Origin of the sequence: Bacillus cereus group sp. MYBK79-1 (assembly GCF_051915365.1) — a bacterium.
GTDB lineage: Bacteria > Bacillota > Bacilli > Bacillales > Bacillaceae_G > Bacillus_A.
In genome coordinates, this window is record NZ_JBQAEO010000003.1 from 307,694 (window position 1) to 330,281 (window position 22,588).

Below are 22,588 nucleotides of genomic sequence, written 5' to 3' on the forward strand. Positions count from 1 at the left end.
CATCATTTGGAAAGAAGGCCGATGTATGAAGAAAGTAAAGTGGACTTTATTAGGTGGGTTAGCAACGCTCGTATTAGCGATTGTACTTTATAAACTTATCGTGTTAGCTGGTGGCTATATGATGGATGAGAAGCAGCTCGTTTTCCACTCTTCATCACGTATCGTGGACCAGAAAGGGAAAGAAATTACGAAATTATATGTAGAAAATAGAGACCTCGTACCAATTGAGCAAATTCCGAAATACGTGCAGCAGGCGTTTGTTGCGGTAGAGGATTCTCGTTTTTATGAGCATCAAGGAATTGATTACCCGTCTATATTCCGTGCTCTTTATAAAGATACGTTGGCTGGAGAAAAGGTAGAAGGCGGTAGTACCATTACCCAGCAACTCGCTAAAAATGTTTTTTTAACTCGTGAAAAAACAGTTACGCGTAAATTGAAGGAAGTCGCAATTTCTCTTCAATTAGAACAAAAATATACGAAGCAACAAATTCTTGAAATGTATATGAATCATATTTATTTTGGGCATGGGGCTTACGGTATTCAAGCTGCAGCAAAGTTGTATTTTAATAAAAATGTAGAAGATTTAACAGTAGAAGAGGGCGCTATGCTTGCAGGTCTTCCGAAGTCGCCAAACGGATATTCACCTTATTTCTCCCCAGAGAAAAGTAAGGAGCGCCGTGATCTCGTATTGTCGCTTATGCATAAACAAGGTTATTTGACTGCCGAAGACAGCGTACGTTATCAAGGAAGAACAATTGCTTTATATAAAAACTTAGACGAAAATGAGCTCGCATATATGCCGTATATTGATATGGTCATAGATGAAGCCGCACGTTTATACGGATTGTCTCATCAAGAAGTACTTCGCGGAGGATATACATTTGTCGTGCCGATGGATGAAAAAATTCAAAAGGTAGCATATAACCAGTTTCAAGATGCAAGGAATTTCCCTGGGAAAGAAGAGGGGGCGCAAGGTGCGTTTTTATTAATGGATAATCGTACGGGCGGAATTAAAGCCGCGATCGGCGGAAGGAAGTATGTCCCGAGAGGGTTTAATCGTGTTTTCGCAAAAAGACAACCCGGTTCTGTGTTAAAACCACTTATCGTCTATGCACCAGCACTCGAAACGAAAAAGTATAATCCGTATTCTTTATTAACGAATGAAAGAACTTCTTTTGAAGGTTATGAACCCCGCAATTACAATCGTCAATATACGAAAGAAATGACGATGTACGATGCAATTTTAGAATCAGCAAACGTACCGGCAGTTTCTTTATTAAATGAATTAGGGGTTGAAGAAGGGAAGCAATATTTAGAGAAAGGTAATGTTCATATTGCTGATGCTGGTTTAAGTACAGCACTTGGAGGATTGAAAAATGGTGTTTCAACATTTGATCTTGTGAAAATGTATCGTGCATTTTTAGCAAATGGTGATATTATTGAGCCGCACGTTATTGATAAAGTGTTAAATAGACACGGCGCAGTTATTGGAGAATCGCCAAAAGTAGAAACGAACATTTTCTCGAAACAAACGGCTTGGTATATGACGAAAATGCTTGAAGGAGTTGTAAAGGAAGGGACAGCAAAAGCCGGTGTATATAACGGGGCATTAGCTGGAAAAACAGGTACAACTTCACTGCCAAATGACGATAATGGAGCGAGAGATATGTGGTTCGTTGGCTATACGCCAAATTTAGTAGGCGCTGTTTGGATTGGTTATGACCGTACGGATAAAGAGCATCAGTTGCAAGGCGAAAGTGCGTCAGCAACGAAATTGTTTAAGAAAATTTTAACGAAGGCAAATATAGAACAGAAAGAGCAGTTTATGAAGCCAGAAGGTGTGGAAACAATCGGCGCTCCGATTCGTCTGCACAAAATTGAAGATGTGAAAATGAAATTAGCGTTTAGCCCTTTCGGTTTATTTAAAGCGAAATTAAGCTGGACACCACTTCCTGATGATAGAATTATGTATCGCATTTATAGAGTGGAAAATGGAGTCCATACGCATGTGGGCACTGTAAATGGTGCCGGGGAATATGAGGAAAAGTTCGTTAACATCTTTTCAAAACCGAGTTTTTACGTTGTGCCATATAACACACAAACGAATCGCGAAGGAGAAAAGTCAAAAGTAGCTAAACCATAGTTTTTCTCTGTGTTATAATAAGAATGTTGTGAAAATAGTAAGCGTTTTTAAGAATGTTTGTGTCAATTTAATGAACAACGTACATAATGTTATGCATTTTGTTTTTACAAGCTGTATAGTAAAAAAAGATAAATATCGAACGTATTCGAAGCATTGGTAAGGAAGGGAGCAAGGGTCTTGGTAAGAACTATAAATGAGACATTTTTAAAAGCATGTAGGGGGGAACGTACTGATTATGTACCAGCATGGTATATGCGTCAAGCAGGTCGTTCGCAGCCGGAATATAGAAAGATAAAAGAAAAGTATTCTTTATTTGAAATTACACATAATCCAGAGTTATGTGCTTACGTTACAAAGTTGCCTGTTGATCAATATAACGTAGACGCAGCAATTCTGTATAAAGATATTATGTCACCACTACCTGCAATTGGTGTGGACGTAGAAATTAAATCAGGTATTGGCCCAGTTATTGATAATCCAATTCGTTCTTTACAAGACGTAGAAAAATTAGGGGAAATCAATCCAGAAGATGACGTACCGTACATATTAGATACGATTCGTTTATTAACGACGGAAATGCTAGACGTACCGTTAATCGGATTTTCAGGAGCTCCATTTACATTAGCGAGCTATATGATTGAAGGCGGTCCATCTCGTAATTATCATAATACGAAAGCTTTCATGTATGCAGAGCCAAAAGCTTGGTTCGCTTTAATGGATAAGCTAGCAGATATGGTTATTACATATTTAAAAGCGCAAATTAACGCAGGAGCAAAAGCAGTTCAAATTTTCGATTCTTGGGTTGGAACAGTAAATGTAGCAGATTACCGCGTATTTATTAAACCAGCAATGGAGCGTATTTTTGCAGAAGTTCGTAAGATGGGTGTTCCAATGATTATGCACGGCGTAGGAGCTGCACATTTAGTAAATGAATGGCACGACTTACCGCTTGATGTAGTAGGCTTAGATTGGCGCTTACCGATTGAAGAGGCACGCGCACGCGGCATTCATAAGGCGGTACAAGGGAATATGGACCCTTCATTCTTACTTGCACCATGGTCTGTTATTGAAGAACATGTAAAAGGTATTTTAGATCAAGGGATGAAACAGCCAGGTTATATCTTTAACTTAGGACACGGTGTATTCCCAGAAGTAAATCCAGATACATTAAAACGTTTAACTACATTTATTCATGAATACTCTAAAGGGCAGTTAGCGAAGTAAAGGAGCATTGCTGTATGAAAAAGAAAATTGGTTTGCTTGTAATGGCATACGGAACGCCATATAAAGAAGAAGATATTGAACGTTACTATACACATATTCGTAGAGGAAGAAAGCCAAGTCCTGAAATGCTAGAAGATTTAACAGAGCGTTACCGTGCAATTGGTGGTATTTCTCCTTTAGCTACTATTACATTAGAGCAAGCTAAAAAGTTAGAACAGCGTTTAAATGAAGTACAAGATGAAGTAGAGTACCATATGTATCTTGGCTTAAAACATATTGAACCGTTCATTGAAGATGCAGTGAAAGATATGCATAACGACGGTATACAAGATGCAATCGCACTTGTTCTTGCGCCGCACTATTCTACATTTAGCGTGAAATCGTATGTAGGACGAGCACAAGAAGAAGCTGAGAAACTTGGAAACTTAACAATTCACGGCATTGATAGCTGGTATAAAGAACCGAAATTTATCCAGTACTGGGTTGATGCAGTGAAAGGTATATATAACGGTATGGCAGAAGCAGAGCGTGAAAAAGCAGTATTAATCGTATCTGCACATAGCTTACCAGAAAAAATTATCGCACTTGGCGATCCATATCCAGATCAATTAAATGAAACAGCTGATTATATTGCAAGAGGTGCTGAAGTAGCAAACTATGCAGTAGGTTGGCAAAGTGCAGGAAACACACCAGATCCTTGGATTGGTCCAGATGTACAAGATTTAACGAGAGAATTAAATGAAAAGTACGGTTATACTTCATTCGTATACGCACCAGTTGGATTTGTTGCGGAACATTTAGAAGTTTTATATGACAATGACTTTGAGTGTAAAGTTGTAACAGATGAAATTGGCGCGAAATATTATCGTCCAGAAATGCCAAATGCATCGGACGCATTTATTGATTGCTTAACAGATGTTGTATTAAAGAAAAAAGAATCTGTAATGTAAAAAGAAAGGGGGAGCCTGCTTGAGGAAAAAAGTTGTAATCATCGGCGGTGGCATCACAGGATTAACAACAATGTATAACCTACAAAAAGATATTTATGACAAGAACTTGCCGATCGATACATTACTGATAGAAGCATCGGGTAAACTTGGCGGGAAAATTCAAACCGTTCAAAAAGATGGATTTACAATTGAACGCGGACCGGATTCTTTCTTAGCACGAAAAGAAAGTGCAGCAAGATTAGCGAAAGAATTAGGTCTTGGCGATGACCTTGTAAACAATAAGTCCGGTCAATCATTTATCCTCGTAAACAATCGGTTACATAAAATGCCGAGCGGATCAATGATGGGAATTCCAACGCAAATTACGCCGTTTCTATTTTCCAGGCTGTTCTCCCCAATTGGTAAACTAAGAGCTGGTTTTGATCTGCTAATGCCGAGATCAAAGCCAGTATCTGACCAATCACTCGGGCATTTTTTCAGACATCGTCTTGGCAACGAAGTGGTTGAAAATTTAATCGAGCCATTACTATCGGGTATTTATGCAGGGGATATTGATGAAATGAGCTTAATGTCAACGTTCCCGCAAATGTATCAAATCGAGCAGAAACATCGTAGTATTTCACTCGGTATGCGTACACTTGCACCGAAAGAAGAGAAAACTGAACCGAAAAAAGGAATCTTCCAAACAGTGAAAAACGGTTTAGAATCTATCGTAGAATCTCTCGAAATGAAGATGCATGAAGGTACGATAATAAAGGGCACTCGCATTGAAAAAATTGCAAAACAGGGTGATGGGTATACGATCACGCTTAGTAACGGAAAAGAAATAGAAGCAGACGCGGTCGTAGTGGCAACATCACATAAAGTATTGCCATCTATGTTTGCGCATTACAAGCAGTTTCGTTTCTTCCGCAACATCCCGTCCACATCAGTTGCAAATGTAGCAATGGCTTTTCCAAAATCAGCCATTCAGCGCGATATTGATGGCACAGGGTTTGTCGTATCTCGAAATAGTGATTACACAATTACAGCATGTACGTGGACACATAAAAAATGGCCACATACAACGCCAGAAGGAAAAATGCTACTTCGTTGTTACGTTGGACGCCCTGGTGATGAAGCAGTTGTAGAACAAACAGAAGAGGAACTCGTTCAGCTCGTACTAGAAGACTTACGAAAGACGATGGATATTACAGAGGATCCAGAGTTTACAGTCGTAAGCCGCTGGAAAGAAGCAATGCCCCAATATACAGTAGGCCATAACGAGCGAATGAAGAAACTCACAACATTTATGGAGAAAGAGTTGCCAGGTATATACTTGGCAGGTAGTTCTTACGCTGGTTCTGGTCTTCCGGACTGTATTGATCAAGGTGAGAAAGCAGCAAAGCGTGTACTCTCTCATTTGGAGAAAGTAAAGGATACGGAATTAATCGCACAATAAAGTGAAACGCCTTCAATCATATTGAAGGCGTTTTGTTACTTATTCACCGATAAACATATATAAGTTATTTGGCTTTATAGCGGCATCTCCTGCATAAATAACCCATTCTGTTAAGTTATCAAAATCTAAATGATAACTATTTCCTTCACTCATATCTTTTATAAAATATGGTTCGTTAATGAGTATTCCTTGAATGAAGTCTTCCGTAATGTTTTGCATTTCAAACCACATATGTTCACTTTTTCCCTCTTCGTAGGAGACACCAAACTTAGCGAGGAAACGAAAATCTTCATTTGATTGTTCAATGTGAAAAATGTTGCTGAAATATCCGAAAGTATTCTTCGCATTGTAAGCCATACGATCAGTTTCACTATTTGTTTTATAGAACATAAGCCCTGTAGCTTCCTCGTGTTCTTTGAAAAAGCTTTCGATACATTCTTCTGAAGTATTAAATTGGAATAAGAGAACGGATGGAGATTGATGGTATTCATCTCGGTCATCCATACCGCCTAAGAATGTGTTTTGTGCATCAATTGGCTGTAACTTCACTTCTTCATCCTCGATTGAAGATAATTGATCCATACTCGTTTTATGCCCAATATAAGATAATCCTTTCTCCCACGGAACAGCTACTGTATGTATAGAACCTTGCTGACTATGTGCGATAACGATAGGCTCATTCATAGGTACTTGGCCATTCTCAACGGCATTATTCGCAAATGTTTGAAAAAGATCGCCAATGCCGTAATAGGAAGAAATGCGATTTGGAATAATTAATTCTATTTCTGTTACGCCCGCTCTTAAAAGGCCGTGTGTATGAAACCAATATTGCGTAGGCTCGCCTTCTTTATCGTCCTCATAAACGGAATGAATAACGTATAAGTCAGGAATGTCAGGTAATAATTCATTTTCAACGTGATATTCAATATAGTTTCTAGATATCACTTTCATTGCGGCACTTGAATCAATTACAAATAACAAGTCTGGAGCGAGGTGCCATAAAAACTGTAACTGCTGGAAAAAGCAGTCCAGTACATCACCTACAAATAGCGTACGAGTGAAAATTTCAGTGCCATAAGCAGCATCTTCAAAATGACGATCTACGATTGTAGCATCTTGTCTATTGTACATTTTATATTCTTCTGGGTCATTCGCCTCATCAATATGCAGTTCATACGGTATGATTGTTTCATCCATATGTAATTCAACAATAAGGCTTGTCTCATCACTAAAAACAATTTTTAACTCATCAACTTTAGTAGAGATCGTTTCTAGCCGCTGTTTTAACTGCTCAATTGTAATTCTAGTTGGTATAACGGCAATCATATCTGAAAAATGACGTTCTAATGTTCCATTCATAGCTGCGCGGTATGTTTCTGTTTGCACTTCCATCCAATCACTCCTATTCAAATGAATCCATTTTACATGCCAATGAAATTTCAATATTTTCTGTGTTCTCTCTCTAACATTATAGAGTGCATTCGTAGAAGGTGTAAAATTATTATTTTGTATTATAGTTTGAAAACGAGTAAATTAGATTAATTTTTTGTAAAACTTGTCGAAATATCATTCTATATAACGAATCATTTGATATGATAGAAATGCTGAGAAAATATGAAATAGGGAGAGGAAAATGGCTGTGAAGAAATTGTTAAGTGTCTTTTTATCATTCATACTATTGCTTTCATTTACTGGAACTTTAGTACAAGCAGAAGAAACGACTTCTATGTCAGTAGAAAAAGCAATTCAAGTATTTAAGCAGCAAGGGAAAACGAAGGGGATCGTGGAAGGATATATCGTTGGATATACGCAAAGTCCTTCTAAATACACGAAAGATCCGGCTAAGTTTGATGATACAAACTTAGCAATTGCGGATTCGCCAAATGAAACGAATCCAGACAAAATCATGCCTGTTCAGTTGCCAAAAGGCGATGTGAGAGCAGCAGTAAACGTGAAAGATCATCCTGAAAATATCGGGAAGAAAGTTAGTTTAACAGGGACGCTTGAATTATATTTTAGTAGCCCAGGTTTAAAATCGGTAACAGCTCATAAGTTTCAAGGGGAAGGGCAAAACCGTGTTAGCGATGTAGTAGCTTCGCCTGGTGGCGGGAAAGTTGCGAAGGGAACAGCGGTAACATTAACAACGAATACAGAAGGAGCAACAATCTACTATACGTTAGATGGCTCTAACCCTACAAATAAGAGTGTTCGTTATAACGGACAAATTATAGTGAATGAAGATAGTGTGATTAAAGCAATTGCAGAGAAAGAAGGGCTTACTTCTTCAGCAATTTCAACATTTTCATTTACTATCGTAAACAATGAAGAGGTTCGTATTCATGATATTCAAGGAAAATCACATATTTCTCCTTACACAGGGAAGAAAGTATACAATGTGGAAGGCGTTGTAACAGCGCTTGATAAAAATGGTTTTTATATAGAAGATAATCAGCCTGATAATGATCCAGCTACTTCAGAAGGTATTTATGTGTACAAAAAAGATGCGAATGTAGCAGTAGGAGATCTTATTCAAGTTGGTGGAGAAGTAGAAGAATATGTTGGTCCTGGATATGCAGAAAGGTTTGACACAGACTTAACGACGACTGAAATTAAAGCGAGCCGCGTTGCTGTAATCGCAAACGATCAACCTTTACCAGCACCGATTGTACTTGGAGAAAACGGTGTGAAAATTCCTGATCAAATTATCGATAATGATGCATTCGGTTTATTTGATCCAAATGAAGATGCAATCGACTTTTATGAAAGTGTAGAAGGTATGCGCGTTACGATGCCAACGCCAAAAATTATTGCACCTCAGAAAAACGGAAATTTATATGTAACAGTAGAAAATGGCGGGAATAAAGTCGTAACGAAATATGGCACACCTGTATTAGATGAAAATCAATTAAATCCAGAGCGCCTTTCTGTAAAAGTACCTCGTGATTATGTAGCGAAAGTAGGAGATACTTTCACTGGAGATATAACAGGGGTAGTCGGATATGATTACGGTTCGTTCCGCATTTCGCCAATAACGGAATTACCATCTGTAGTAGACGGCGGATTTAAGCAGGTAGGCGCCAATATTCAGCCTCGTCTTGATAAGTTAACAGTTGCTACATATAACATTGAAAACTTCTCGGCGAATAAAAAAGAAACAACAGATGAAAAAGTAAAAGCGTTAGCGTATTCTATTAAATACAATTTAAAAATGCCAGATATTATCGGTGTAGAGGAAATGCAAGATAATAATGGATCAATTAATGATGGTACAACAGATGCTTCATTAAGTGCAAAACGTATCATTGATGCAGTTCTAGAAATTCGCGGGCCAAAGTATGAGTATGTAGAAATTGCTCCGCATAATAATCTAGACGGAGGAGCACCAGGAGCGAATATTCGCGTCGGTTTCTTCTACAACCCATCACGCGTGAAATTAGCAGCAGTACCGAAGTTACTTGATAAAAATGTTGTTCGCATTGGAGACGAAAACCCATTATTTGAAAGTACACGTAAACCGCTTGCAGCAGAATTTACGTTCCAAGGACAAAACGTTGTTGTCGTTGCCAATCACTTAAACTCAAAAATAGGAGATGCAACGCCATTTGGAAAAGTGCAGCCGCTCGTATTAAAGAGTGAAGAAAAACGAGTTCAATTAGCACAAGAAGTAAACAATTTCGTACAAGGTATTCAGAAAAAGAACACGAATGCACCAGTTGTTGTGTTAGGGGATATGAACGATTTTGAGTTCGCTAAACCACTAAAAACACTAGAAGGAACAATCTTAAAAAATATGTTAAACACAGTGCCGAAAGAGAACCGCTATACGTATATTCATGAAGGAAATGCACAAGTGTTAGATCATATTTTAGTAACAAACAACATCGCACCACACACAATTGTAGATCCAGTGCACTTAAACTCAAACATTATGAAAGAACATGGACGTGTAAGTGACCATGATCCAGTACTTGCTCAAATTGATTTGAAGAAAGCTTCTTAAAGTAGGGAACGCTTAGGTAACTAAGCGTTCTTTCTTTACTTTTATGCTTGTAATGTAAAAAACATTATGAATGAAGAAGATGAAGTTGAAGTTTTTAAAAATAAATTAAATAAAAAATATTGGATATTTGATTTTTATAGAACAAATATCTCTTTAAAGAGTAAGAGGAGTAAAAAAATGAAATTGCTTCTCAAATTCTAGGAGGGATATATATGTATAGAGCTAGTCATATTTTAACGGAAGAAGTAAAAGCGGAGTATAATTTTTCTTTGAAAACAGAGGAAACATTTATTGAAGTGCTGAGAAAAGAAGGATTGAATATTGAGGATGGAAAAGTTAGCAAAGCGGTCATGTTTTTCTACGCTCAAGATGAAACGCCAGCAGAAACTGAGGTTGCGGAAGTTAGTGAGTTATTAGAGTTTGGTGAGAATGTAAAGGTTGTACTAACTATTATTCGAAATCTAGCTACAGAAACAAAAGTAAGTATTACTAAAATTTGGGATTTATCAGATGGTAAGAAGTATTTTAAAGAGTATAGTGATAATGAGCTGATGCTAAAGAGTGAACTTGCTATTGAAGAGAAGAATGAAGTGATTGATGAAATTAAAGAGTATTTTGTTGTCAGTGATGAGGGAGAAATGTCTACAAAAAATGTTGTTATGGGAGCTTTAACGTGCATTATTAAAGGGGCATGCTGCACTTTTGAGGGGATTAGATATAATCATTGTGGACAATATTGTGGTAATTGGGAAAAAGTTGGTGGAGGCAAAGCAATTAATGCACTAGATCAATGTTGTTTTGAACATGATAGATGTTTAGTAGCAGGGTATGCTCGTTGTGGATGTCATAAAAAATTCTTACAGTGTTCGCAGGGGAAGAAGGGGCCTGGTCATCAAACAATAAAAAATGGAATTGCTGCGGCATTATTACTTGATCGTTGTTAAATAGGAAAAAGAAAGCTCATATATATTGAGCTTTCTTTTTTTATTATCTAGTAAAAAGGTAGCCAAATAATAATACAGAACCAATAAGTAAGATATTTAAAAGGGTGATGATTAAAGCAATGATAGGTAATATTTTTTTTTCAGAAGGACTAATAAATGTAATGATGGCCAGTATTATAGAGAAAATGGTTCCGCCTAATATTGCGTACGTCATAGGGGTAACTGTATTGGGACCGAATCGATCTAAGACAGGAACAAGTAAAAACATTAGAATAGTACTTAATAGGCTAAAGGTTAAAAACGTATAACTTTTCCAAGTGTGAAATTTAGGTTGCATAATTAAAATTCCCCTTTCCATGGTAATGTGAACTGTTATGTTTATCCTTATGTAAATCATAACTTGGAAATAACATTTTTACAATATTGTTAATTTTTAACTTACACAGAGTATTGGATCAATTTATATCCAAAATACCAGAAAGAGGAAAGAGGAAAGAGGAAAGAGGAAAGGTAATGATGAAAGTTATAGTTTGCATTAACAAAACCCCACGTTTTAGGATGGGGTTTTGTTAATACTTTTTAGTACGATTGAGAAGATGAAACATATAAAATAGTCAATTTTTCTCTATAAAATCAAAAAAATTTGGTGCAGGCATGTTTTGTAAGATAGGCATCTTTTCATAAATTTTGATTTTTATTTCTTGTTCTAAATTTTCTCTTTCTTGCAATGGTGTATTTCTTAAGCATTTATTTATCTTAGGGGCAAACATTTTTATGATTTCTTCAAAGTTAACTTCTGTATAAGTATCCATTAGTATTCCACTCCTATGCTAAATTCATTGCGTGCTTTAGTTTTTTTATTGCGTTTTTATGGTGATAAGAAATGGTTTGTTCAGATTCTTTTAGTAATTGAGCAATTTCTTTATTTGTGAGTTGTTCTAAGTAAAATAGGTTGAGTATATTGATTTGCTTTTTTGATAATTTACTAAATTGTTCAATTAATACTTCATCGCTTAAATGATTTTTTAAATTGTTGTCATCTTGTATGAAGCTATTGTGCGTTTTGTCCTCATTGTCAGATAGAAGGATTTCATATCTTGACATTTGATTCCCATCTTTATCTTCAAAGGATGTATCTAAGTTCAATACATTTCTTTTTGCATTGAGATTGACCTTCTTTCCAAAATCCATTGAATAGTAGTAAATGAGTTTACTGACGTAATTAATCACTTTAACTTTTTTAAAATGTGCTTGAAATGCTTGATCTAACAGTTGTTTATTTTTATTTGTTGGAGAAATAATGGCTGTTTTAAAAAGGTCATAGTTTTCTTTGCTTTCTAAAAAATTACGAACAATAGGTTCATTCATCTTTTTTTTATGCTTATTAATATAGTCTTCAATTTGTTTAGTCCCCATAAGTACCCTCCTTACTATTAAAAGAGAAATGAACAACTGCAAAATAAAAAATAATAACAATAAAATGCGAACGTAAGTTCCTTTTTTCTATATTATCCCATTTTTATTATTAATAGAAAAGAAGAATTTGTTTTTTTCTTTATACGTATATAAGGATTTTGAAAGTGCATAATTTAGTTTCATCTAAAATTTTTAAATGAGTTTTTTGATTTTCTGTAAAGTATCTTCTTTTTTATTAAAGAATAAATAAAAGGAGGAATTATTGTGGAGAAAAATATTATCTTATTTGGTCATGATGGTTGTGTTTTTTGCGTTAAAGCTAAGAAATGGTTGGATGATAATAAGATTAAGTATGTTAATAAAGACGTAACAGATGAACAAATAAGAAAGGAGTTTGAAATCTATAAGGCAGACGGGATTCCATTATTTATTATTAAGGATAACGAAAAACAGACAGAGGAGAAAATAGTTGGTTTTACAATAGAGAAAATGGTAGCGGTATTGAATAAATAAAGAAAATTTTAAAATTAAGTTATTTGATAAAAAGGATGGTGACTCTGTAAAGAGAAATCATCCTTTTTACAATGTCAGTAATAGTTTAATAACTACTTTCTTACAATATATGTTTAGTAAATTACAAAAGTAGTTTTGTATATAAAGCGTTTTCATTCAAACTTTCTTTTAGTTTGCTGCGAGTAGTTACTCTTTATAAAGTACAATACTTTTTTGGGAGGAAAGTAAAATGGTAATTATTAAAGAAAGCCCAGCAATAATCGATGAGGTATTTGATGAAATAAATGGTGATGGCTATGGGGGGAAGTTAATTAAAGCAAAAGAAGTTTGGAGTTCTAGTAAGAAAGGAGAGGGAATTGTAGTTGCTGTAATAGACACGGGGTGCTATACGGAACATTCTTGTTTAAGGGGAAATATTATTGGTGGCTATAACTTTACCAAAGATGATCATGGAGATACAAGCATTTTCGAAGATTATCGAGGACATGGCACCCATGTAGCAGGAATTATTGCAGGTAATATAGGTGTTGCGCCTGAAAGTAAGTTGTTAATATTGAAAGTATTTAATGTGCATGGGCAAGGTAGTTATGACAATGTGATACGTGCAATTAAATATGCAATGGATTGGAGCGGACCGAATGGGGAAAAGGTTTCTATAATTAATATGTCATTGGGGGGGCTTATTCATAGGGAAGATTTATATAAGGTAATAAAAGAGGCTAGGGCGAAAGGAATATTAATTGCTGCTGCAGGAAATGAAGGAGATGGGCGTTCTGATACGATAGAGATTTCTTATCCAGGATTTTATCAAGAGGTGATTCAAGTAGGTGCTGTGGATTATTCAGGGAAGATCTCAATGTATTCTAATACAAATATTAATTTAGATTTCGTTGCTCCAGGGACTGAAATAATATCAACATTTTTAGGTGGAAAATATGCAAGAATGAGCGGGACATCTATGGCTACTCCATTTGTCTCGGGTGCACTTGCTCTTGTTTGGAATCTATTGTCTTTCCAAGCAGAATCCCCTGTAGTGACGTCTTATCTCGTACATTTATATTTAATAAATCATGCGAAAAAATTAGGTTTTTCATATCTTGAAGAAGGAAATGGACTTATACAATTAGTTTAGAATAGGAGGAGAATGAGGTGGATCCTAGTCATTTAGAACCTTGGTTTTCTGCAATTGGTAATTTTGGATTTCCTGTAGCTTTAGCGGTGTATTTATTAATTAGATTTGAAAAAAAGCTTGAAAGATTAACAGATGTTATTGAGAATCTAAAAGATGTGATTCGCATGAAATAATTATTTATTGTAATTTTGATAAAGTAGAGCATCTCTCCTTTTTAATTAAATATATAAGTTTTAAAAGTAGGAGGGATTTTAGTGAAAGAGATTGAAAAAGAATTGAAAAGATATAACGAACTGAAAAGAGATTTAATGACTGTTACAAAATGTATAGAATGTTGTCAAGAAGATGATATATGTTTTTATCAGGATTTAGCAAGGGTATATACGAATAAATTACAAGCTTTCCATAATTTTATTGAGAAAGAGTATGGCGTGAGTATATTTTGTACTGAAAAAGTGAGTGAATCAGAGGATATCACGTAATTTGTAGGAAGAGAATGGATTGTATTGCCGGCAATCAAAAGATGCACTTTATATTTTTGATTGCTCATACATTTATGGCGGCATAGCCAAGTGGTAAGGCAAAGGTCTGCAAAACCTTCATCATCGGTTCAAATCCGATTGTCGCCTTTTAATTAGGACACATAGTTAATAAAAAAGAAAACTAGATGCTAGTTTTCTTTTTTTATATCCTCTATATATTCGAAAAAGCCAGGTGCTTCTTCGATAGCTGCTTCTTTTGCTTTTTTTAGTTCCTCTTCTATATCCTGTATATACTCATCCTCTTTTTTAGTCATGAGTTTTCCCCCTTTAATTTATAAGTGTAACAACTTTTATTTTGAACTATTGTTGTAATTTGTTCCACCGTAATTTTTATATAAGTGATCTTTTTATAAAAAAAGAGAAAATAATAAAAACAAAGAATATAACTAATTGCCTGAGATTATATATAGACAATTCTTTTTTATAAAATTCATGGTAAAATTAATTGAATATTTAGTCTTCCGGAGGGCGACGATGCAAGCACAAACAAATGGAAAATTAATAAATCAGCTAGCAATTTTTTTTAGTACGATTGTCATGCTACAATTTGTAGCTGATCTAACAGGACTTACTCAAAACTTGGATATTACGCATAACTTAATCAATACAACCGCTTCTTATATAACATTTAGTTTGGCAGTGATTTTTACTTTAATAGGTGCAAGGAGAGAATTAAGTAAATATGCAATTATTTCATTATGTTTAGTTCTAGGTATTAAAGTAATTTATTTTGCGGCGGTCGTTATTTTATGGGGATTGGCTGATACGTCGTAAAGGGGAGATGATTATATGAGTAATGATAATAAGAGCGTAATTCTCTAAGCTAACTTAGGGGATTACGCTCTTATTCGTGCAATGATTTAGTCTGAAATTACTTGAAACGCTTTTCTACACCGTTCTCTTTTTTGTAGTCTTCTTCTATATTTTTTTCTATCCCGCTTTACTCCTTGTATATACATAAGTAAGCTAACGAAAAGGAAGAAAGCACATTGCATCATTAAAACGTATGGTGACATGCCTTGCAATGGTTGTTTCGGATCATATAAATGAATAGGTGCTCCGCCTATTGAAGGAAGTATTGTATTTAGCAGGACGTACGGAATGGAGGCAACTGCAAATGGAAAGAGAATTGCCATATAGTCCTTTTGTGACCATACAGCTGCAGCAAGTCCTAAAAGGGCCATTAAACCTGCAAATAAAAAATTAATTCCGATATATACAGTAATGTAAGTGAGAGGCGCATCTAAATATAGGTTTGCGAACATTCCATCATCATTTATGATGCCTGAACCAGCCGTAGGTGTTCCGTCTGGAATGGTTAATTTGCAAAATAATAATGATAATATGAACGGAAGCGTATAAAGAAAGCCTCCGCAAAAAAACGTAACGATATATTTCGTTACTGAATAAGGAAATATAGAAATCCCCTTACTAACAAACGGTTTAAAACCGTCTGACTTATCCGAATTGTAACTTGTACTAAAGGGGAAACTCGCAATAACAGGCATTAATAATAAATAAACATCCATTTCATTGTCGCGAAATCCAATCCATTTTATATCTGTTGATATAGGACCATTCGCTGCGTCTCCTAAATAACGAATCACATAGTAATAGTGATAAATACAAATAAGAACGAATCCACTAAACATCATAATTAAAGAAATACGACTACAAAAAGCTTGCTTTATATTTAAACGAAGCGCACGCATCATGACTGAAAAAGCCTCCACTATTTTGATAAACTTGTCTATTTTCTATATTACTATTAAATGTAAAGATTTACTTGTTTTTTTATTTGATTATTTGAAAAAAGGGAAATTCGTTGTCGTTAAGTAAGGTTTAATTGCACATCTTAAGAACACCTTTTCTTTTTCTCTTTTCTTCTGATACACTATGACAGTATTATATAACTTGACTGGAATTTTTTTGTACTGGAAATAATAAAAAAGAGAACTTGTATACAATGTAAGCGTGTGGTAATATCAAAGATGTACTGATTGACTATATTATCCAATTGGTCATTTTTGGAGGTGACGATGTGGCGATAGATCGAAAACGTTCTATTATTGAAGCTGCAACAAAGTCTTTTTCAGCGTTCGGCTATAAAGCAACAACGATGGATCAAGTAGCGAAATTAGCGAATGTAGGAAAAGGAACGATTTATACTTTTTTCAAAAATAAAGAAGAGCTATTTGGTGAAATTATTTCTAATTTAATTACAGAAATGAAGCAAGTTGCAGAAAGTGCAATTCGTTCAGATGTTTCATTTTTTGAAAATGTACATAGAGCATTATATAGCATATTAGAATTCAGAAAAGAACATCAGCTCATGATTAAGTTAATTCAAGAAGAGCGCGATATGGGAACGAAAGAAGTACAAGAAGTGATGCAACAAGTAGATGTGGAAATCGTTTCTGTCATTCAATCGTATTTAAAGATTGCGATTGAAAAAGGTGAGATTAGCAAATGTGATCCAGAAATTACAGCATTTATTATGCTTCGCTTATACGTATCGCTTATTTTTGATTGGGAAAAAAATCATGAACCGCTAGAAAAAGAAAAAATCGCAGAATTATTTGAACTTTATTTATTAAAAGGATTGTCAAATTAAGATAATCCTTTTATTATTATAAAATATGACCAAATGAACATAATGGTCATATATTTAATTTAAGGAGGGGAAATAGAAATAGTAATTTCATATTGAGTAAAAGTTGCATAGTATAAATTCGGGGATGAGGCATATGTATGACTAAGTATAGCCTTTTTATTTGGGTGAAAATGACCAAATGAACAATTCGGTCATTTGGAAAAGGGGGAGAAATAATGAAATGGAATCAGTTGCTTCGTAAAGAGTTTACTGCAATTATAAAAAGCAAAAAAATATTAATTCCAATTATCGCGGTTCTATTCGTACCAATTTTATATGCAGGTATGTTTTTATGGGCCTTTTGGGATCCGTATAAACAGTTAGATGATTTACCAGTGGCGGTAGTCAATTTAGATAAAGGTGCAGTATTTGATGGGAAACCAATTGAGGTCGGAAAAGGTCTCGTTGATAACTTAAAAGATAATACAAGTTTCAAATGGGAATTTGTAAGTGAAAAAGAAGCGAAAAAAGGAATGGAAGGTAGAAAGTATTACATGTTAGTACGCATTCCAGATGACTTCTCAAGTAACGCTACAACGTTATTAAAAGATGATCCAAAACCATTAAACTTAGAATATATCCCAAATGAAAGCTTAAACTTCTTATCTTCACAAATTGGCGGAACAGCCATTGAAAAAATTAAAGGTGAAGTATCAAGTACGTTAACGAAAACATATGCAGAGAAAATGTTTGATTCCATTCAAGACGTCTCAAAAGGATTAGCAGATGGGGCGGAAGGAGCAAGTAAACTACACGACGGATCAAGTGAGCTACATGATGGTTCAAGTAAAGTGACGGACGGCCTTCATACACTTCAAGGGAAGTCTGGGGAGATGAAGGATGGAGTTCAGAAATTAGCAGATGGATCTAATAAATTAGTAGATGGGTCCGGAAAAGTGACAAACGGTTTAAATACGTTAAATAGCAAAACAGGTGAGATGCAGATAGGTATAGGGAAATTAGTAGATGGATCCGGAAAAGTAACAGCAGGTTTAAATACGTTAAATAACAAAACGGGTGAAATGCAAAAAGGAATTGGTGAATTACATGATGGATCTGAAAAAGTGACCGGTGGGTTGAACAAATTATTAAGTAAATCCGGTGAATTACAAAAAGGAACAACTGATCTATCAAATGGTATGGGGAAACTTGTTGAAGGACAAAATCAATTAGAAAAAGTGTCTCAAGAAATTCAAAAGGGATTGCAAGATTTAAATAGTAACGTACAAAAATCTGCTGCGGGCTTAGAGGAAATGCGTTCGAAAGTTCCTTCTATATTGAATACAGTAAATGAAAAAATAGATGGAGCTGGGGCGAATGTAAATCAGTTAAATGAACTTACACAATCAACAGCAGGAGATGCAAAAAATGCAGCGCAAGATGTAGCGAATTTACAAAAGCAAATTGAAAGTTTACCAAAAGAATATCAAGAGCAGTTACAACCATTTATAACAAGTGCTGTAAAAAGTACAGCGACAGTTCAGCAAAAGGCTGCGGGAGTAGCAGGTGGAACAAATAAATTAAATGAAGAAGTAAAACAATTAAAAGATGAAATAGATCAAAAAACAAGTGATGCACAAAACGAACTGCCGAATACAGCGAAATTGCAACCTTTAACAGATGGTATTGAGAAATTAGCGAGTGCACAAAAAGGATTTGTTGGAAATTTCCAAGGGTTTGGTACGAAGTTAAATACCGCTAAAGAAGGGGCAAATAAATTTAAAAACGAATCCGTTCAATTAATTGATGCGATAAATCAATTAGCAGATGGTTCGGGTAAAGTAACAGGTGGCTTAGACACATTATCTGCAGGAGCAAATCAAATGGCAGGTGGTGTAAATCAATTAGCAAATGGCTCAAGCCAAGTAACAGGAGGTTTAGGAACATTATCTGTAGGAGCAAACCAAATGGCAGGTGGAGTAAATCAATTAGCAGATGGATCTAATCAAGTAACAACTGGCTTAGGTACTCTAAATGGTGGCCTAAATCAAATGTCAACCGGCTCAACCCAGCTAATCGACGGCGTAAATAAACTAGCAGACGGCTCTGGAAAAGTAACAGATGGCCTCGTAAAAGTAAATGATGGTTCAGGGGAACTTGCTGAGAAACTTGGTGAAGGGGCAGAGAAAACTGGTGAAGTAAAAGGGACGGATAAAACGTATGATATGTTTGCAAGTCCTGTAAAAGTGAAGACGGAGAAAATGGCGGAAGTTCCAAACTACGGAACTGGATTTACACCGTATTTCTTATCACTCGGTTTATTTGTTGGGGCATTACTATTATCTATCGTATATCCATTACGTGATACAGTCGGTGTTCCAAAATCAGGATTTAGTTGGTTTATTAGTAAGTTCGGCGTGTTACTATCAGTCGGTATTATTCAAGCGGTAGTAGCAGATATTATATTACTATTCGGGTTAGGGGTAGAAGTACAAAGTATTCCGTATTTCATACTCTTTAGCATCGTTACAAGTTTAGCGTTTATCGCATTAATTCAATGTTTAGTAACAGCATTTGGTGATGCAGGGCGTTTCATCGCCATCATCACATTAATTATTCAGCTTACAACAAGTGCTGGAACATTCCCACTAGAATTGATTCCGAAGTTTTTACAACCATTCAATGCTTGGTTGCCGATGACATACTCTGTATCAGGATTGAAAGCAGTCGTATCAAGTGGAGACTTTAACTTCATGTGGCAAAACGTAGGAATACTCATGATTTTCATCGTTGTGTTATCACTTGGAACAATCGCATCCTTAACTTGGATGCACAAACGACAATTTAGAAATATTGCGGAAAATCAATCGATTGAAGCGTAGAAAAAAGCACCTTTCCGGTGCTTTTTTATTTTAATGTAGGGGGTCTTTTCTGTAGTTTATATATAAAGTTTTTTAAAAGCTATAGAGACGAAAGAAAAGGAATTACAACAATTTACAGAGAAAACTAGATATAGAGGAGTTGATATGATGAAAGGAGATCGTACTTACTATTTTATTTTGTATCCACTAATCTTCTTTCTTGTTTTCACCCTTTCACCTATCTTATTTCACAAAGAGGAATATACAAGTATGAAAGATACATTAGGAATACTGCTATTCTACTATGTGTTAATTAGCGGGTATTACCTTATGGATGTTGTAAGTGAAAGAATAAAGAAAAATAATAAGGACAAACAATAAAGTTGTATTATTAAAAAAACGATGGAGGATAACGAAATGACTGAAAATGAAATAAAATTCAGAGATACGACGATTCGTAACTTTTTCGATAAAGAGGATCGCCTAAAATCGATTCCAGGTCAAAAGAAGAAAAAACTAGTATTGTTAGAGCATTTAATTAGCAAATTAAACGCTGAAAATCAGTATACGGAAAAAGAAATGAATACATTCATAAAACAATATCACGATGATTTTTGTACGATTAGACGTGAGTTTATTGTCCACAGGTTTATGGATCGCGAGGATAATATGTACCATATAAACGGGAGAGAAGTGTGGACGAAGTGGGAGGAGCTAAAATAATGAATTAGAGGGGAATCCTCACGTTATCTATTCTTCTTTGTAGTTTTTAGAAAAAGGTAAGAGGTGATTCAGTGATACGATTAGCAAAAGAGATTGATGCACAATCCATTATGGATATTAGAAAAGAAATTATATTATCGGAAACTACTACAAAGTTTTTCATAGTATCACCAAATAAATTGCCAAATGATATGGATGCAGAAAAAGAAAAGATACGGAAAGGCAATAGAAAAGGGAATCTTTACATAGTTTATGAAGTAGATAAAAAAGTGGTTGGCTTTTTACTTTTCAATCGATATGAATTAGACCGCTTACGACATGCAGGCACAATGGGAATGGGAATTAAAGAGGCGTACTGTAATCAAGGCATTGGTACAAAACTAATTGAATTTCTTATTAGCTGGGCTAAAGGGCAGAAAGGTTTAGAGAAAATTTGCTTAGGCGTAGTTTCTATTAATGATAGGGCGATTAAGGTGTACAAACGTATGGGATTTGTAGAAGAAGGAAGACAAAGAAAGCAAATAAAGTATGAAGATGGATCATATGGAGATGACGTATTGATGGGTTTTTATATTGAATAAAATACATATTTTTTAGGAAATGTATATACAAGATGATATGTACATTTCCCCCTACTGTAAACTTCTAAAAGCAGTATAAATCCTCCTCCCATTAACATACTTTTCCCTATGTATAATATTAATATAGTAAAATCATAACAACCCATATTGCAGTTTCCAATAATATACTATATAATCAATTTAAGAAAACGTTTTCATGCAAAGGGGGAGAATTTCGTGTCGACTATAGAGGACGTGGCGAAATTAGCGGGGTTATCAAGGACAACGGTTTCTAGGGTGATTAATAATCATCCATATGTTTCAGATGAGAAGAAAAAAAGGGTTCAATTAGCAATGAAGCATTTAGGCTTCGTTCCTAATTCTGCGGCGAGAAGGCTCCGTAAACAAAAGACGGAAACAATTGCGGTGCTAGTTCCAAGGATTACAAATCCTTTCTTCAGTAGATTTATCGAAGCAATTGAAATTGCTGCTTCTGAGCATAAATATAAACTGATTATTTGTCAAACAAGATATTTACCAGAAAAAGAGATGGAGTATTTACAATTATTATCTACGAAACAAGTAGATGGGATTATTCTATGTTCACTAGAAAATCCGTGGGAAGATGTAGAGCCATACTTACAGCACGGTCCAATCGTGTTATGTAATGAATATATTGAGGAAGCAAATGTTCCAACAGTGAAGTTTGATCATGCGCAAGGAGCATACATAGCTGCTAAGCATGTGTTAGAACAAGGATATCGTAATCTTATTTTTTGCCGTGGAAACGAAACCAAAGTGGTTAGCCAACAGCGAAAAATGGGCTTTTTACGTGCCATAACAGAGAAGAGCCGCCAAGTAGAAGCGATCGACTTTCTTGAAAACGCTTTCTCTTGGGATGATGGAAAGAGAATATTCCATGAAGTATTAAAGGACAAAAAAAATCCTACCGCGATTTTGGCAGGAGGCGACGAGGTTGCAGCTGGAATCATTTCAGAGGCAAAACGCCATGACTGGAGCATTCCAGATGATCTCGCTGTTATCGGTTTTGATAATCAAATATTATCACAGATTACAGAGCCAGGTATTACGACAATTGAACAGCCAATCGATGAGATGGCCCGAAAGGTTGTCGACCTGATGATGGATAAAATCCATACGAAAAATTATCGACAAAAAGAATTGTATGAGTTTGAACTGGAGCTCTTGGTGAAAGGTTCAACGATGAAGAAGGATACGATGTTATTAGCCTAGTAGACTATGTCTGCTAGGTTTTTTATGTTCACAAACTACTATTCTTCGTGAACGCAGTCATCACATTTGTTATGGTATGCTTCATGCTGCTCATCAATTTCTTTCCCGCAGTGCGCACAAGTTTTCGTCGGTAAATTTCTGAAAAACTCCATTGGTTGATCGATCATGTCAATCCCTCCATTTCCATTTCTTACTATTATTGTATTAGTACAAAAAACAAAAGTCAACAACTGTTTTATAACAAAAGTGAAAATTAATGAAAAAGTTTAGGAAATGGATTATAGTTAACAAT

General features: G+C 35.3%; 24 protein-coding genes and 1 tRNA gene. 18 read left to right on the forward strand and 7 right to left on the reverse strand.

What is annotated here, in order from left to right; translation table 11 throughout:
- The first annotated feature begins 25 nt into the window (after nt 1-25).
- The 4 genes from ACTFOB_RS08435 (at nt 26) to hemY (ending at nt 5,758) form a co-directional block, all read left to right on the forward strand.
- Nucleotides 26-2,143, forward strand: a complete 2,118-nt coding sequence (locus tag ACTFOB_RS08435; protein WP_440026664.1) for a transglycosylase domain-containing protein — start codon at nt 26-28, stop codon at nt 2,141-2,143.
- 177 nt (nt 2,144-2,320) lie between these two features.
- The gene (gene hemE, locus ACTFOB_RS08440) at nt 2,321-3,367 is read left to right on the forward strand and encodes a uroporphyrinogen decarboxylase (protein WP_017656766.1); all 1,047 of its coding nucleotides are present in this window, start codon (nt 2,321-2,323) and stop codon (nt 3,365-3,367) included.
- A gap of 14 nt (nt 3,368-3,381) precedes the next feature.
- Complete coding sequence (hemH, locus tag ACTFOB_RS08445; RefSeq protein WP_144613384.1) at nt 3,382-4,317, forward strand: ferrochelatase; 936 nt, start codon at nt 3,382-3,384, stop codon at nt 4,315-4,317.
- 19 nt (nt 4,318-4,336) lie between these two features.
- Entirely contained in the window at nt 4,337-5,758 is a 1,422-nt protein-coding gene (gene hemY / locus ACTFOB_RS08450; protein WP_440026667.1) for a protoporphyrinogen oxidase, read from the forward strand.
- Between the two features lie 39 nt (nt 5,759-5,797).
- Here the strand turns inward: hemY and ACTFOB_RS08455 are convergent, their stop codons facing one another.
- Complete coding sequence (locus ACTFOB_RS08455; RefSeq protein WP_440026669.1) at nt 5,798-7,150, reverse strand: DUF4026 domain-containing protein; 1,353 nt, start codon at nt 7,148-7,150, stop codon at nt 5,798-5,800.
- Nucleotides 7,151-7,391: 241 nt separating this feature from the next.
- Here ACTFOB_RS08455 and ACTFOB_RS08460 point away from each other — a divergent pair, with 241 nt between their 5' ends.
- Both ACTFOB_RS08460 and ACTFOB_RS08465 read left to right on the forward strand, forming a co-directional pair.
- Nucleotides 7,392-9,758, forward strand: a complete 2,367-nt coding sequence (locus ACTFOB_RS08460; protein WP_440026670.1) for a DUF6359 domain-containing protein — start codon at nt 7,392-7,394, stop codon at nt 9,756-9,758.
- Nucleotides 9,759-9,970: 212 nt separating this feature from the next.
- Nucleotides 9,971-10,702 (forward strand): hypothetical protein, encoded by a 732-nt coding sequence (locus ACTFOB_RS08465; RefSeq protein ID WP_440026672.1) that lies wholly within the window; start codon nt 9,971-9,973, stop codon nt 10,700-10,702.
- 43 nt (nt 10,703-10,745) lie between these two features.
- On the opposite strand, the gene ACTFOB_RS08470 is transcribed toward ACTFOB_RS08465, so the two are convergent.
- The 3 genes from ACTFOB_RS08470 to ACTFOB_RS08480 form a co-directional block, all read right to left on the reverse strand.
- On the reverse strand, nt 10,746-11,039 hold the full coding sequence (locus ACTFOB_RS08470; protein WP_440026674.1) for a hypothetical protein: 294 nt from the start codon (nt 11,037-11,039) through the stop codon (nt 10,746-10,748).
- 277 nt (nt 11,040-11,316) lie between these two features.
- Entirely contained in the window at nt 11,317-11,514 is a 198-nt protein-coding gene (locus ACTFOB_RS08475) for a hypothetical protein (protein WP_440026676.1), read from the reverse strand.
- 13 nt (nt 11,515-11,527) lie between these two features.
- Complete coding sequence (locus ACTFOB_RS08480; protein WP_440026678.1) at nt 11,528-12,118, reverse strand: sigma-70 family RNA polymerase sigma factor; 591 nt, start codon at nt 12,116-12,118, stop codon at nt 11,528-11,530.
- Nucleotides 12,119-12,382: 264 nt separating this feature from the next.
- Between ACTFOB_RS08480 and ACTFOB_RS08485 the strand changes: the two genes are divergently transcribed.
- The 5 genes from ACTFOB_RS08485 to ACTFOB_RS08505 all read left to right on the forward strand — a co-directional run bounded on the left by ACTFOB_RS08485 (nt 12,383) and on the right by ACTFOB_RS08505 (nt 14,392).
- A complete protein-coding gene (locus ACTFOB_RS08485; RefSeq protein ID WP_440026680.1) occupies nt 12,383-12,631 on the forward strand; it encodes a glutaredoxin family protein in 249 nt (82 codons plus the stop codon).
- Nucleotides 12,632-12,860: 229 nt separating this feature from the next.
- On the forward strand, nt 12,861-13,763 hold the full coding sequence (locus ACTFOB_RS08490) for a S8 family peptidase (protein ID WP_440026682.1): 903 nt from the start codon (nt 12,861-12,863) through the stop codon (nt 13,761-13,763).
- Between the two features lie 17 nt (nt 13,764-13,780).
- Complete coding sequence (locus ACTFOB_RS08495) at nt 13,781-13,936, forward strand: YvrJ family protein (protein ID WP_440026683.1); 156 nt, start codon at nt 13,781-13,783, stop codon at nt 13,934-13,936.
- A gap of 81 nt (nt 13,937-14,017) precedes the next feature.
- Nucleotides 14,018-14,245: a hypothetical protein gene (locus tag ACTFOB_RS08500; RefSeq protein WP_440026684.1), complete on the forward strand. Its 228-nt coding sequence runs from the start codon at nt 14,018-14,020 to the stop codon at nt 14,243-14,245.
- Nucleotides 14,246-14,321: 76 nt separating this feature from the next.
- A tRNA-Cys gene (locus tag ACTFOB_RS08505) sits at nt 14,322-14,392 on the forward strand.
- A gap of 41 nt (nt 14,393-14,433) precedes the next feature.
- Here ACTFOB_RS08505 and ACTFOB_RS08510 read toward each other — a convergent pair.
- Nucleotides 14,434-14,559 (reverse strand): hypothetical protein, encoded by a 126-nt coding sequence (locus ACTFOB_RS08510; protein WP_440026686.1) that lies wholly within the window; start codon nt 14,557-14,559, stop codon nt 14,434-14,436.
- A gap of 220 nt (nt 14,560-14,779) precedes the next feature.
- On the opposite strand from ACTFOB_RS08510, the gene ACTFOB_RS08515 reads away from it, so the two are divergent.
- Nucleotides 14,780-15,079 carry a hypothetical protein gene (locus ACTFOB_RS08515; protein ID WP_440026688.1) on the forward strand — a complete coding sequence of 100 codons (300 nt, stop codon included), beginning with the start codon at nt 14,780-14,782 and terminating at the stop codon, nt 15,077-15,079.
- 86 nt (nt 15,080-15,165) lie between these two features.
- On the opposite strand, the gene ACTFOB_RS08520 is transcribed toward ACTFOB_RS08515, so the two are convergent.
- A complete protein-coding gene (locus ACTFOB_RS08520) occupies nt 15,166-16,020 on the reverse strand; it encodes a hypothetical protein (protein WP_440026689.1) in 855 nt (284 codons plus the stop codon).
- Nucleotides 16,021-16,346: 326 nt separating this feature from the next.
- Here ACTFOB_RS08520 and ACTFOB_RS08525 point away from each other — a divergent pair, with 326 nt between their 5' ends.
- The 6 genes from ACTFOB_RS08525 (at nt 16,347) to ACTFOB_RS08550 (ending at nt 22,296) form a co-directional block, all read left to right on the forward strand.
- Complete coding sequence (locus tag ACTFOB_RS08525) at nt 16,347-16,919, forward strand: TetR/AcrR family transcriptional regulator (protein ID WP_000963381.1); 573 nt, start codon at nt 16,347-16,349, stop codon at nt 16,917-16,919.
- A gap of 215 nt (nt 16,920-17,134) precedes the next feature.
- On the forward strand, nt 17,135-19,780 hold the full coding sequence (locus ACTFOB_RS08530) for a YhgE/Pip family protein (protein ID WP_440026691.1): 2,646 nt from the start codon (nt 17,135-17,137) through the stop codon (nt 19,778-19,780).
- Nucleotides 19,781-19,924: 144 nt separating this feature from the next.
- Nucleotides 19,925-20,140, forward strand: a complete 216-nt coding sequence (locus ACTFOB_RS08535; protein WP_440026693.1) for a hypothetical protein — start codon at nt 19,925-19,927, stop codon at nt 20,138-20,140.
- 36 nt (nt 20,141-20,176) lie between these two features.
- The gene (locus ACTFOB_RS08540) at nt 20,177-20,482 is read left to right on the forward strand and encodes a DUF2087 domain-containing protein (RefSeq protein ID WP_440026694.1); all 306 of its coding nucleotides are present in this window, start codon (nt 20,177-20,179) and stop codon (nt 20,480-20,482) included.
- Nucleotides 20,483-20,553: 71 nt separating this feature from the next.
- Nucleotides 20,554-21,063 (forward strand): N-acetyltransferase family protein, encoded by a 510-nt coding sequence (locus tag ACTFOB_RS08545; protein ID WP_440026695.1) that lies wholly within the window; start codon nt 20,554-20,556, stop codon nt 21,061-21,063.
- A 216-nt stretch (nt 21,064-21,279) separates the two neighbouring features.
- Nucleotides 21,280-22,296, forward strand: a complete 1,017-nt coding sequence (locus ACTFOB_RS08550; RefSeq protein WP_000103724.1) for a LacI family DNA-binding transcriptional regulator — start codon at nt 21,280-21,282, stop codon at nt 22,294-22,296.
- A 38-nt stretch (nt 22,297-22,334) separates the two neighbouring features.
- Here the strand turns inward: ACTFOB_RS08550 and yhfH are convergent, their stop codons facing one another.
- Nucleotides 22,335-22,463: a protein YhfH gene (gene yhfH, locus ACTFOB_RS08555; RefSeq protein WP_000567010.1), complete on the reverse strand. Its 129-nt coding sequence runs from the start codon at nt 22,461-22,463 to the stop codon at nt 22,335-22,337.
- Between the last annotated feature and the right edge of the window lie 125 nt (nt 22,464-22,588).